Source organism: Zwartia sp. (genome assembly GCF_049655405.1).
In the GTDB taxonomy this organism is placed as follows: Bacteria; Pseudomonadota; Gammaproteobacteria; order Burkholderiales; family Burkholderiaceae_B; genus Zwartia.
In genome coordinates, this window is record NZ_JBASJR010000008.1 from 306,121 (window position 1) to 319,091 (window position 12,971).

General features: G+C 54.7%; 13 protein-coding genes. 4 read left to right on the forward strand and 9 right to left on the reverse strand.

The window, feature by feature from the left end; genetic code table 11:
• Positions 1-20 precede the first annotated feature (20 nt).
• The 3 genes from WBJ47_RS05380 (at position 21) to clsB (ending at position 2,647) form a co-directional block, all read left to right on the forward strand.
• Positions 21-896, forward strand: coding sequence for a DMT family transporter (locus tag WBJ47_RS05380; protein WP_422243151.1), 876 nt, complete (start codon positions 21-23; stop codon positions 894-896).
• A 140-nt stretch (positions 897-1,036) separates the two neighbouring features.
• The gene (locus WBJ47_RS05385) at positions 1,037-1,234 is read left to right on the forward strand and encodes a hypothetical protein (RefSeq protein WP_422243152.1); all 198 of its coding nucleotides are present in this window, start codon (positions 1,037-1,039) and stop codon (positions 1,232-1,234) included.
• Positions 1,235-1,240: 6 nt separating this feature from the next.
• Entirely contained in the window at positions 1,241-2,647 is a 1,407-nt protein-coding gene (gene clsB / locus WBJ47_RS05390; protein ID WP_422243153.1) for a cardiolipin synthase ClsB, read from the forward strand.
• Positions 2,648-2,669: 22 nt separating this feature from the next.
• Here the strand turns inward: clsB and WBJ47_RS05395 are convergent, their stop codons facing one another.
• The 7 genes from WBJ47_RS05395 to WBJ47_RS05425 form a co-directional block, all read right to left on the reverse strand.
• A complete protein-coding gene (locus WBJ47_RS05395; RefSeq protein ID WP_422243154.1) occupies positions 2,670-3,545 on the reverse strand; it encodes an endonuclease/exonuclease/phosphatase family protein in 876 nt (291 codons plus the stop codon).
• Positions 3,546-3,585: 40 nt separating this feature from the next.
• Positions 3,586-5,382, reverse strand: coding sequence for an aspartate--tRNA ligase (aspS, locus tag WBJ47_RS05400; protein WP_422243155.1), 1,797 nt, complete (start codon positions 5,380-5,382; stop codon positions 3,586-3,588).
• A 75-nt stretch (positions 5,383-5,457) separates the two neighbouring features.
• On the reverse strand, positions 5,458-6,078 hold the full coding sequence (locus WBJ47_RS05405) for a DUF502 domain-containing protein (RefSeq protein WP_422243156.1): 621 nt from the start codon (positions 6,076-6,078) through the stop codon (positions 5,458-5,460).
• A gap of 48 nt (positions 6,079-6,126) precedes the next feature.
• Positions 6,127-6,597, reverse strand: coding sequence for an FmdB family zinc ribbon protein (locus WBJ47_RS05410; protein WP_422243157.1), 471 nt, complete (start codon positions 6,595-6,597; stop codon positions 6,127-6,129).
• A gap of 154 nt (positions 6,598-6,751) precedes the next feature.
• Positions 6,752-8,167, reverse strand: a complete 1,416-nt coding sequence (locus WBJ47_RS05415; protein ID WP_422243158.1) for an amidase — start codon at positions 8,165-8,167, stop codon at positions 6,752-6,754.
• 85 nt (positions 8,168-8,252) lie between these two features.
• Positions 8,253-9,902, reverse strand: coding sequence for a GMC family oxidoreductase (locus WBJ47_RS05420; RefSeq protein ID WP_422243159.1), 1,650 nt, complete (start codon positions 9,900-9,902; stop codon positions 8,253-8,255).
• Positions 9,899-10,393, reverse strand: a complete 495-nt coding sequence (locus tag WBJ47_RS05425) for a GAF domain-containing protein (RefSeq protein WP_422243160.1) — start codon at positions 10,391-10,393, stop codon at positions 9,899-9,901. Before WBJ47_RS05425 ends, WBJ47_RS05420 begins: the two co-directional genes overlap by 4 nt.
• Positions 10,394-10,518: 125 nt before the next feature.
• Between WBJ47_RS05425 and WBJ47_RS05430 the strand changes: the two genes are divergently transcribed.
• A complete protein-coding gene (locus WBJ47_RS05430; RefSeq protein WP_422243161.1) occupies positions 10,519-11,316 on the forward strand; it encodes an IclR family transcriptional regulator in 798 nt (265 codons plus the stop codon).
• Between the two features lie 10 nt (positions 11,317-11,326).
• Here WBJ47_RS05430 and WBJ47_RS05435 read toward each other — a convergent pair whose 3' ends face one another.
• Together WBJ47_RS05435 and WBJ47_RS05440 are read right to left on the reverse strand one after the other, a co-directional pair.
• A complete protein-coding gene (locus tag WBJ47_RS05435; RefSeq protein ID WP_422243162.1) occupies positions 11,327-12,562 on the reverse strand; it encodes a TIGR03862 family flavoprotein in 1,236 nt (411 codons plus the stop codon).
• 27 nt (positions 12,563-12,589) lie between these two features.
• The gene (locus tag WBJ47_RS05440; RefSeq protein WP_422243163.1) at positions 12,590-12,943 is read right to left on the reverse strand and encodes a RidA family protein; all 354 of its coding nucleotides are present in this window, start codon (positions 12,941-12,943) and stop codon (positions 12,590-12,592) included.
• Positions 12,944-12,971 lie beyond the last annotated feature (28 nt).

A 12,971-nucleotide genomic window follows, 5' to 3' on the forward strand; every position in this document is an offset into this window, starting at 1 on the left:
CAATCTTATAAACCTAGCCCATGCGCCGTGTTGATGTCATCGATTTGTTGTTACTCGCCGCGATCTGGGGAAGCTCATTTCTGTTTATTCGCTTGTCCGTCGGTGACTTTGGTCCGATCGCGCTGTCTGGGATGCGCACGCTGATTGCTGGTGCGACTTTATTACCGATCTTGTTCCTGAGTAAAAAGATCGCTGTGATTCGCACCTATTGGCGGTCCATCATCATCGTGGGGCTATTTAACTCGGCGCTGCCATTCATCTTTTTTAATTTTGCCACCATGACGCTGCCTGCGGGCACGATGTCCATCATCAACGCGCTCACACCCCTCTGGGGCGCGGCGATCGCCTGGGTCTGGCTCAAGGACAAACTCCCACCTCTGCGGATGCTGGGACTGATGGTGGGCTTTGCCGGGATCTTGGTGCTGGTGTGGGACAAGCTCTCGTTTAACGACACCGCTTCTATCTATGCCGTGATTGCCGGGGTGGCCGCACCGATCTTTTACGGCATCGCTGCTAGCTACACCAAGAAATACCTCATGGATGCCGACCCCATTGCGACTGCTGCAGGCTCACTCGTCGCAGCCGGTCTCATGCTGCTGCCTTTTACGCTTTACACCTGGCCAGCGACTCCGATCACCGGCGGCGCTTGGGCGGCACTCATCGGACTGGGCTTACTCTGTACGGCGGTAGCGTATGTCCTGTACTACCGACTGTTGATCCGCGTCGGACCCCCGCGCGCAATGACTGTGACATTTTTAATTCCGGTATTTGGTGTGCTGTGGGGTTGGCTGTTTTTAGGTGAAAGTATCACCTTGAGGATCGTGATGGGCGGCGGGGTGATTTTGCTGGGAACGGCACTCGCAACGGGGTTTGTGGGCGGCAAAAAGAAAGTCTAAGTGCTATAAGTGTCAATAGGCTAGCAACATCCGGTTGCAATTCTTGTACTGTGGTGTTTACGTACGTAACTGTCCGCAGGGATTGAATCTGAGTGATTGTTAGCTCAGACTGAGAGGCATCATTTATATAAGGAAAACCTGTGACTTCGCCCGTCCTGACAAAAACCGATCTGGCCAATGCGACAGCGAAATTAGAAAAAGCCATCCTTGAATCAACCATGGAGCTTAGGTCTGACTGTCGGATTTTCAAATGGTGCTTTGGCATCATGTTGCCAGGGATCATTACGCTTCTTTTGCCCGTCTTGCATAGCGCCTATCAACAGATACTCGGTCCCTAGATCGCCATGCGACTCGCTCATCCTCATCTGCGTTGGAAAGCTGAAAACGACGTCTCCCTTTTGGAAAACGGTGTTCAGCTCTTTCCTGCACTCTGCGCAGCCTTTGATACCGCGACGACAAGTATTCATGTCGAGATGTATATTTTTCGTCTGGATATCGCGGGCAAACAACTGCTCCATCATTTAATGTTGGCGGCCAAGCGTGGCCTAAAGGTCAGAGTCGTGATTGATGGCTTTGGCTGTGCAGCTGAGGACGAGACGATTGTGCGCGCCTTGCGCTCAGCTGGTGGGCAATGCAAGGTGTATCGACCTGAGCCTAAAAGCCTGACACTCAAGTCTTTTGATTTCATGCGCCTGCGCAGGCTGCACCGCAAAATCGTGGTGATCGACGGAACGATCGGGTTTGTGGGTGGAATCAATTTTGAAGACGACTACTCCATTGCCGGTTCGGATGTTCGCACTACAGATGCGCGTTTCGACTATGCGGTACGCGTGACGGGTCCAATTGTGCTGGATCTCATCGAGGCCTTAGATCTGCTGTGGCTGCGGACACAAAAATATAGCAAATCCGCTATTGGCATGAGTCCCTCGGACGACAGCGCGACGCATGACAAGAAAAAGACGGCCCGCAGCTGGCGACATTTACACCTCAAACATCTCCGTGTGCGGCTGAGGTACTTTAAAAGAAACAGGGCATATTCTCGCGCTTCTTCGACATCGACCTCCAGCGCTTCTTCGATCGTATCTTCAAGCACGTCGTCGCATTCATCATCGAACGCAGAATCCAATACGCCGTTTATTGCGTCCTTGGGCTCTCCCTCGATCACTCCGCCCAACATGCGCGCGGCTGTCATCCTGCGTGACAACCTGCGCTACCGCCATACGATCGAATCCGCCTATCTGTTTCACATCGCTTCTGCGAAAAATGAAATCATCATCGCGAACGCGTATTTTCTGCCAGGCGGCAAACTACGTCGTGCACTGATCGACGCCGCCCATCGTGGGGTCAAGGTACGTTTGCTCTTGCAAGGCAAGATCGAATATCAAATGCAATATCACGCAACACGCTGGATCTACGACTTGTTCTTGCGTGAGGACATCGAAATCTATGAATACCTCCCGAGCTTTCTGCATGCAAAGGTTGCCGTGATCGACGGTGTGTCGATCGTGGGCTCGTCGAATCTCGATCCCTTTAGCTTGCTGCTCGCGCGTGAGGCGAATGTGCTGATTGATGATGTAGGCTTTACGGCTCAACTGCGCCAATCACTCGAAAACGCCATGACACGCGGCAGCCGAATTGTTGAGCTGACGCTCTATGGTCGTCGACCATTTCTTGGGCGTATTGCAGATGGGCTGTGCTATTTGCTGCTACGTATTGGTGTGACACTCTCTGGCAAGAGTGAACATTATTGATGAAGCAATCGGCCCAACTCACTCAAGGCAACTCGAGCTCCGCCAAAATAGGCGAATGATCTGACAGCTGTGACCAGGGCTTGCCCCTGAGCACGCGCGCGCTCCGTACCGCAAAGCCGCGCTGATAAATACGATCCAGCCTCAACATCGGAAACGCGGATGGAAAGGTCCTGGGAGGCGGCAACATACTCTGCTGGCCCGGCATCATGAGTTGATTCTGACGCTCTAATTGACGGCCGACAACGCCTGCTTTGATTTCCTCCAGACTCTCTCCGCGCCACACACCTTTCAAATGATGCATGGACTCTTTGAGCCTGGGCGCAATGCCGTGCGTACGGGGTGAGTTTGCAAACACCTCGTACACACCGAGCTGTTCGACAAAGAACGGCGCGAGCGTATCTTTCCAGTCGTTAAAGTCACCGGCAATCAAGATCGGCGCGCCCTCGGGCACCATGCGATTGATGCGCTCGGCCATCACTTCGATTTGTCGTCGACGTCCGTTTGCAAACAATCCCAAGTGCACGACAAAGCAATGCACCTCTCGCCCCCCAACCTTAATCACGCCATGTAACAGACCACGCTGCTCGAGTCGATGATCCGAGATATCTTGATTTTCAAAATTGAGAATGGGGTGACGCGACAACAAGGCGTTGCCATGGTCGGTCAGGCTGCGAATGGCGTTACAGCCATACGCACACTCCATATGCAAGGCAGCGGCGAGGGATTCATGCTGAGCGTGCAGGCGCAAGTGTTTATCGTTACGGCCCTGCACTTCTTGCAAAAACATCACATCGGGTCGCAGCCCATGCAAGCCGAGTCGCAGCTCCCCCATCGAGTCGCGCCCTGAGAGGGAGCGACCTTTGTGGATGTTGTAACTGACGACGCGGAGCAGTGACATGATATTTGGCGCCTACCCGCAGGCGGGCGCCTCCGGGGCGTTAACCCTGTTTGACTTCTGGCTGACGCAAACGAATATGCAATTCGCGTAATTGCTTTTCGTCGACGGGCGAGGGGGCTTGTGTGAGCAAGCACTGTGCACGCTGCGTCTTGGGGAAAGCAATCACGTCGCGAATCGATTCGGCACCGGTCATCATGGTGACAATACGGTCCAGACCAAAGGCGATACCACCGTGCGGAGGCGCGCCATACTGCAACGCGTCGAGCAAGAAACCAAACTTGAGCTGTGCTTCTTCTGCATCGATCTTCAGGGCACGGAACACCTTGCTCTGAACTTCTTCGCGGTGAATACGCACGGAGCCGCCACCGATTTCCCAACCATTGAGCACCATGTCGTAGGCTTTTGCGATCGCCTTGGATGGGTCAGTTGTGAGGAGATCTTCGTGACCATCTTTGGGGCTGGTAAACGGATGGTGGGCCGCCACATAGCGATCGGCTTCTTCGTCATATTCAAACATCGGAAAGTCCACGACCCACAGTGGCTTCCAGACGTTTTCAAACAAGCCGTTGGCTTTGCCAAACTCGCTGTGACCAATTTTGACGCGCAAAGCACCGATCGCATCGTTGACAACTTTGGCACGATCCGCGCCAAAGAAAATCAGGTCGCCATTTTGTGCGCCCGTGCGCTTGATCATTTCTGCCAGCGCAGCATCATGGAGGTTTTTGACGATGGGTGACTGTAGGCCATCGCGACCGGTCGTGATGTCATTGACCTTGATCCAGGCCAAACCTTTGGCACCGTAGATGGCGACAAACTTGGTGTAGTTGTCGATTTCGCTACGCGAGATCGCACCACCGCCGGGTACGCGCAAAGCCACAACACGGCTGCCCTCTGCGGTCGCGGCTTGTGCAAACACTTTAAAGTCCACGTCCTGCATCACGTCTGTGAGGTCAGTGAACTCAAGCTTGACGCGCAGGTCAGGCTTGTCCGAACCATACAGGCGCATGGCCTCGCTGTAAGGCATGATGGGGAAGGTTGCGGCCAGCTCCACGTTTTGCACAGCTTTAAAGACGTGACGAATCATCTCTTCAAAAATGGCACGGATTTCTGTCTCGTTCAAAAACGAAGTTTCGCAATCGATCTGGGTAAATTCTGGCTGGCGATCCGCACGAAGATCTTCGTCACGGAAACACTTGGTGATCTGGTAGTAGCGGTCAAAACCTGACACCATCAGCATCTGTTTAAAGAGCTGGGGCGACTGGGGCAAGGCAAAGAATTCGCCAGCATTCACGCGTGAAGGCACGAGATAGTCACGCGCACCTTCGGGTGTGCTCTTGGTGAGCATCGGCGTTTCGATATCGATAAAGCCGAGCTGGTCAAGAAACTTGCGCACCTCAATGGACACGCGATAACGCAGCATCATGTTGCGTTGCATCTGACCGCGACGCAAATCCAGCACGCGATGTGTCAGGCGTGTTGTCTCGGAGAGATTTTCATCATCGAGCTGGAACGGTGGCGTCACAGACGGATTGAGGATCTCGACCTCGCGGCACAGAATCTCGATTTCGCCAGAGGCGAGATCGGAGTTGGTCGTGCCAGCGGGACGCTCGCGCACCAGGCCGGTGATGCGAATACAAAACTCATTACGCAGGCGCTCGGCCGTGGCAAAGCCTTCGGCATTGTCAGGATCAAACACGATCTGGGCCAGTCCTGCGCGATCGCGCAAGTCAATAAAAATCACGCCACCATGATCGCGGCGACGATGCACCCAACCAAAAAGGGTGACAGTTTGACCAAGGTGGTCACGACAAACCTGACCGGTGTAGCAGGTACGCATGCAAACTCCAAAAGATCGTACAAATAGATCTGACAATAATTAATCGGTTAATGCGGATTCGGTACAACCTAGATATTACTCATTCGGCGTGGATTTCTTGGTGGCACTCGCTGCGGGTGCCACAACACCCATAGAAACAATATATTTCAACGCTGCGTCCACCGACATATTGAGCGGCAACACCTCGCTACGCGGCATCATCAAAAAGAAGCCCGAAGTCGGATTGGGCGTTGTGGGTATGTAAACACTCACATGCTCGCCAGGCAGCAAACTCGCGACCTCTCCGCTTGGCGCCCCCGTCAACAAACCAATCGTCCAGCTGCCTGAGCGCGGATACTGCACCAGCACTGCTTGGCGAAAAGCCTGACCATTTGGCGCAAGCAGCGTATCGCTGACTTGCTTGACGGACTGATAGATCGAACGGACCAGCGGAATGCGACCGAGGACATTTTCCCAAAGCCGCACAATACCGCGACCAAGGAAGTTGGCTGCAAGAATGCCTGTCACTAAAACCACTGCAATGACGACGGCGACTCTAAAGCCTGGGATATCGCGTCCAAACAAAGCTTGTGGGGATAAAAAAGTCGGCACCACACTCTCGAGCGTATTGACGGCTAGGCCCAGCACCCACACGGTGATGACCAGCGGCACCCAAATCAGCAAACCTGTAATGAAGTATTTTTTAAAGGATCGCATGATATGTGTGGGCTGTGATGGGCGCGTGGCGGGAATAGTCAGCAGCGCTTAAGCCGCTGAGCCACCCGAAGCAGGCTTGCTCGTCGACGTGGACGAAGAAGCTGGGGTTGACGCGCTGGCGGAGCTACCCGAACTCGTCGAGGGCGTGGAGGCTGAGTTACCTGAAGAACCTGCGGTCTCTGAAGAACTCTTGGACGCGCGCTCACCGGAGCTGCCCGAAGTGCTTCCCGTAGTGCTGCCTGAAGAACTGCCCGAAGTACCGCCCGCAGCACTATCCGCTGCAGTCACAGCCGGTGCGGGCTCGCTTGTCTTGGAACCACCCTTGTCGCCACCACCGTTATTACGGAAGTCAGTGACATACCAGCCGGAGCCTTTGAGTTGAAAGCCGGCCGCGGTGACCTGCTTGGCGTAGGTCTCCTGATGGCACTCGGGACAGACGGTTAAGGTCTTGTCAGAAATCTTTTGCAGCACGTCTTGGGCATGACCACAGGCAGTGCATTTATAGGCGTAGATTGGCACGATGAAACTCTTGGACGCGAAAACGGTGGAAAGCTTTGTATTTTAACGGCTTTTAGCCGAAACACTCAGCAAATACACCTCAAATACTGATCTCACGCCTGCTTCATCGTGCAATCCTGCACAAACACCCCTCAAATGCTGGTTTTTAGGTCGTTTACAGACCCAGAGCCGACAAATCAGGTCGTTTGAGGTGCCATTGTGTTGCCGCCTGGAAGGCCATGCCGATGGTCACCAACGTACCATCGTCAAAAGGCTTGCCCAGCAACTGTGCACCAAGCGGCATGCCATTATCCGCAAAACCGGCTGGCAGGGACATGCCGGAGCAGCCCATGTAGTTGCCGGCACGCGTAAAGGCGGCCATCGGGGTCTTGGACTCATCGACTTCGGTCAAGGGGCAAGCACCAATCGGCGCGCTCGGTGACAACAGTGCGTCAACATTGCTCATCCAGTCAGTCCAGGCCGCAATCGTGCGACGGTGGTCGGCAATCGCATCAATGTAATCCGCGCCAGAAATATTGCGGCCAGACTGCACGCGTTTGCGCACAAACTCGCCAAACGGACGCGAAGCATCGTCAATGTAGGCACGATGCAGCGCATAGGCCTCAGACGCAATAATCTGTCCGTTGCGCAGCATCATGTCGTTGAAATCAAAGGGGAACGGCTTTTCAATGACTTGAGCACCGAGGTCCACTAATACGCGGCGCGTGTCATCCAGCATTTTGATGACATCTTTGCCCAGTGCAATCGGATAGTGCTCAGCAGGAAACATCGCAATGCGGAAACCTGCCAGAGGCTTCGGGCCGGCAGCTGGCGCTTTCCAATGAAACATCGGACGGTTGCAGCTCGTGGGATCCAAAGGATCCTCTCCAGCCATCAGGGCTGTCAAGATCGCAGAGTCCTGCACGTCACGGGTCATTGGGCCGATCGAGTCCAGGGTGCCGGACAAGGCCAGCGCGCCATGCAAACTAATCAAGCCACGCGTGGTTTTTTGACCTGTGATGCCGTTGAGTGCTGCAGGAATACGGACCGATCCACCTGTATCTGAGCCCAGCGCTGCAGGTGCCAGCGCAGCCGCAACGGCGACACCAGAACCGCTCGAAGAACCACCCGGAACGCGATGCGTCTTGAGGTCCCAGGGATTCCAAGGCGTACCCATCACGGGGTTTGTTCCCCAGCCGCCAAACGCAAACTCGACCATGTGCACCTTGCCCAGTGTCACCATGCCGGCGCGCATCAGGCGCTCGACGGCGGTACACGTGGTCGGGCTGCGACGATTGATCCAGTCTTGCGAGCCGCCAGTCGTGATCTGTCCCTCGATATCGCACAAGTCCTTGACTGCTAGCGGCAAACCATCAACCGGGCTCAATGTGTAGCCGGAAGCACGACGCAAGTCCGCTGCGCGCGCTTGCTGCAGCGCGCTTTCTTCGTTGACGCTCACATAAGCGTGCAACTTGGCGTTCGCTTTTTGAATCCGCGTCAGATACTCGCGCGTGAGTTCTTCGGAGCTGTATTTCTTTTGCTGCAAACCCTGCGCAAGCTGGGTGAGGGTCGAAAAAGCGAGATCGGACATAAAGCCTCCGTGAAAGGAATGGTCATCAATTGTGATGAAAGGGTCATGCTTAGAACGATTCTGTACCGAGACTGAGGTTTTGTAATCAGGTATTTTGTAAAAGAATGAGTCTGGCGGCTTTTTCCGCAATCATCATAGTGGGAGAGTTTGTATTTCCAGAAGTAATCGTCGGCATCACTGAAGCATCGGCCACGCGCAAACCAGTCAAACCATGCACGCGCAGCGTGTCATCTACGACCGCCATCGCATCAGGGCCCATTTTGCAAGTCCCAACCGGATGAAAAATCGTTGTGCCAATTTCACCTGCTGCCCGGGCTAGCGCTTCTTCAGTATCGCCATCCGGCATGTCAGTCATCAAACCCGGCTTGATTTCTACCGGCTTAAAGCGCGCCAGCGCCGACTGCCCGACAATGCGGCGCGTCAACCTAATGCTATCGGCGGCGACATGCCTATCCTCAGCAGTCGACAAGTAATTACACAAAATCTCAGGCGCCTGTGCGGTGTCAGGCGAAACAATATTGACATGGCCACGGCTAGTCGGTCGCACATTACAAATTGACGCGGTAAACGCCGGAAAATCATGCAGCGGCTCACCAAAACGCTCAAGCGACAAAGGCTGCACGTGATACTCCACGTTGGCCCGCGTCTGCTCAGGACCGGATTTGGCAAACACCCCTAACTGCGAGGGGGCCATGCTCATCGGACCGCGGCGTGTCAGCAAATACTCCAGTCCAATCCGCGCCTTACCAAGCCAAGAGTTGGCCAAGGTGTTGAGCGTGCGCGTGCCCTCCACGCGATAAATCATGCGCAACTGCAAGTGGTCTTGCAGATTTTGTCCGACCCCTGGCAAGTCATGCACAACCGGAATACCCAGTGGGCCGAGTACGCTAGCAGGTCCAATGCCAGAAGCTTGCAAAATTTGAGGCGTCCCAATCGCACCGGCCGCCATCACGACCTCTCGCTGCGCGCGGGCAACATGGACTTGACCCTCGCGGATAAATTCGACACCTGTGACGCGCTTGCCTTCTAGACATAACCGCGTGGTGCGTGCACCGGTCAACACCGTCAGGTTACGGCGATGTTTGATCGGCCGCAAAAAAGCCTTGGACGCGTTCCAGCGAAACCCTGAACGCTGGTTGACCTCAAAATAGCTACTGCCTTCGTTATCACCACGGTTGAAATCTGGCGTTGGCGCAATCCCGGCCTGAGCCGCAGCATCGCGAAACGCATCCAAAATTTCCCAGGACAGACGCGCGGGCTCCACCCGCCACTCACCGCCCGCACCATGAAAAGGACTCGCGCCTGCGTGGTGGTCTTCCATGCCTTTGAAAAGCGGCAGCACATCACTCCAACCCCAACCTTTATTTCCCTGCGCAGCCCAGCTGTCGTAGTCCGCGCTCTGGCCGCGCATATAAATCATGCCGTTAATGGACGAACAACCGCCCAACACACGACCGCGGGGATAGCCCAACTCGCGACCATTGAGCCCTGGATCCGCCTTGGTGCGATAGCACCAGTCCGTGCGCGGATTTCCGATGCAATACAAATACCCGACGGGGATATGAATCCAGTGCCAATTGTCCGGACCGCCCGCCTCGAGCAACAGCACTCGGTTGTTTGGATCGGCGGAGAGACGATTGGCCAGCAAGCAGCCGGCAGAACCGGCGCCAACAATGACGTAATCAAACTCGAGTTGAGAATCTGTTTTTATATTTGTTGTTTGTGTTGTGCTCATCGAATACCAAATACCGAATCGAGATAAATTTGGCACAGCGTCTCCATGCCGCTTTGATCTTTTACATCAAAGCGCGCGGGAATGGGGCTGTCAACGTCCCAAACGCCAATCAAGCGTCCCTCTCGTATCAGCGGCACCACGATTTCCGAACGCGACGCTGCATCGCAAGCGATATGCCCCGGAAAGGCATGCACATCCGGCACCAGCTGAGTCTGACGCGACGTCGCCGCCGCACCGCACACGCCACGCTCAAGCTGAATACGCAAACACGCAGGCTTGCCCTGAAATGGTCCCAGCACCAACTCGGTCCCATCATAAAAATAAAAGCCAGCCCAATTCAAGTCCGGCAAGGCATGCATCACGAGCGCTGACAGATTGGCCGCATTGGCAATCCGGTCCGTTTCCCCCACCATTAACACCCGCGCCTGCTCAGCAAGCTGTTGATATTGCTCGGCTTTAGGTAGATGCGTCAGAGACAAAGTATCGAACATGATGGCGTCGCAAAAGAATAAATAGTGACTTGATTTTAGCCAGCTTGAATGTGTAGACAGTCAAGACACCTCACGCCATAATGTGGAACACTTGGTCATATGTTGAACTGTGAGCCTTACACGTCATGAACACTGCTACACCGGCTATCAAATCAGGCACTCAAGTCGTTCAGCGCGTCGCGGCGCTCATGCGTGGCGTGACTTCGCGCAATCGGGTCGGTGCCAGACTCATTGACCTCTGCACAGAAATCAATATCGAGCGTCCAACCGCACACCGAATCTTGCAGGGCTTGGTGTCCGAAGGACTGATTCGTCAAGACGAGTCCACCAAGCGGTACTTTCTGGGTAATGTGGTCTACGAGATGGGGCTGGCTGCCAGTCCACGCACCAACATGCGTGATCTCTGTCACTCACACCTCCAGCAAATCGCTCAATGCACGGGTGACACAGTCTTTTTAACCATCCGGGCGGGCTTTGATGGCGTATGTATTGATCGCGCCGAGGGTGCCTTTCCCATCAAGGTCTTTGTTCTCGAGGTCGGGCGTCGTCGTCCCATCAACATCGGCGGCGGCGCACTCGCCATCTTGAGCTTTCTCGATGACAACGAAATCGAGCGCATTCTCAAAATCAATAAAGAACGCTGCCTGGAAAAGTTTCCCAACTATTCCGAAGCTGAAGTCCGCAAAAACATCGCACGCGCCCGTGGCCGTAGTCACGTCATCAGCGATGTGGTCGAGCTTCCGGGTGTACGCACCATCGCTGTTCCGATCTTCGACAAAAACAACCACCCCGTCGCCGCCATCAGCGTTGCGACTCTGAGCACCCGTCTAGACAAAGACCGCACAGAACTCGTCCTCGACTGCATCAATAAAGCGATCGAACAGATCCAACCCAACTTGTTAAATATTGAAACAGAGAATTAAAAGCTCTGGATTAAGAGCGACTCGCTAACCAACTTAATACCCCTTTAGCAGTCGCGTGCCCGGAAGCCATCACGCCGTTTAACAAGTAACCCCCTGTCGGCGCCTCCCAGTCGAGCATTTCACCGGCACAAAACACGCCAGGTAGATTTTTCAACATCCCGTGTTCTGTCATGCCTTCAAACTGAACACCACCCGCCGTGCTGATCGCCTCGTCGATTGGACGACACGCACTCAGCACGATCGGAAGGTTTTTAATGCCAAACGCGAGTTTTTGTGGATCGTTGAACACCTCGACCGAAAGTCGCTCGCGCAACAGTGCGGCACGCACACCTTGCAAGCCAAGGCGTGAACGTAAATGCGAAGACATTGAGCGTGTCCCGCGTCCGCGCGACACTTCGTCCAAGACGCGTTGAGGACTATGGTCTGGCAACAGATCCAGCAACAAGGTCACCTTGCCGCGCGTCAAAATCCGATCGCGTAGTGCGGCCGATAACGCATAAATTGCACCACCCTCGAGGCCGTGCTGCGTCACCATGCATTCGCCACGTAAAGGCGCGGCTTTGCTGCCCTCAATCCGAAACTGTGCCGGCTTAATCGGCTCACCCGCACACTTTTCCAAAAAGTGCGCAGTCCACTTTGTCTCAAAACCACCGTTGCTCGGTAACAAAGGGCTCAACGGCACGCCTTGCTCTTTGAGCCAGGGCCACCAGGCACCATCGGAACCAAGCTTGGCCCAGCTTCCGCCCCCAAGCGCCAAGACTGTCGCATCAGGCGCTGTCGTGATCTCGCCCTTGGGCGTCTCGAAACGCAACTGTTGCGTATCGTCCCAACCTAGCCAACGATGGCGCATCAAGAAATGCACACCCTCGGCACGCAGGCGATGCATCCAGGCACGCAACAACGGCGCAGCTTTCATTTCGTGGGGAAACACACGCCCCGACGAACCCACAAAGGTTTCTATTCCAAGAGTATGCACCCAAGCGCGTAGCGCCTCGGCATCAAACTGCTCGAGCATGCGTCCGATTTCAGGTGCGCGGGCACCATAACGTGCGACAAATTTCTCAGTCGGTTCGGAGTGGGTAATGTTGAGCCCACCCCGTCCCGCCATCAGGAACTTGCGACCAACCGAAGGCTTTGCCTCGTAGACCTGCACCGTCACTCCCTGACGGATCAACGTTTCCGCGGCCATTAAACCTGCGGGACCTGCTCCGATGACGGCGACGACAAAGCGATTTTCAGACGACAAGTGATTTCCTAATGGATATTGATGCGATTACTTTTTAGCCGCAGAGACGATGACCTCGACCAACAAGTCAGGCGCAGCCAGTTTGACCTCGCCCGTGGCCCGTGTCGGTAACGCATTTTTAGGCGCCCACTCGGCCCACACCGAATTCATCCCCTCAAAATCCTTGGTGATGTCCTTCAACCAAATCTGTACGGTCAACAGATGATTTTTATCAGTGCCTGCGCTGGCCAGATGTCCGTCAATTTTTGCAAACACGTCACGGGTCTGGGCCACGATATCGCCCTTGACGCTGGAGGTAATGCCTGCGACGTATACGGTGTCGCCATGGACCACGACACGGCTCAGACGCTCGTTTGAATCAATGCGAGTAATTGCACCCATGGTTATTCTCCTGATTGAATAAAAAAAT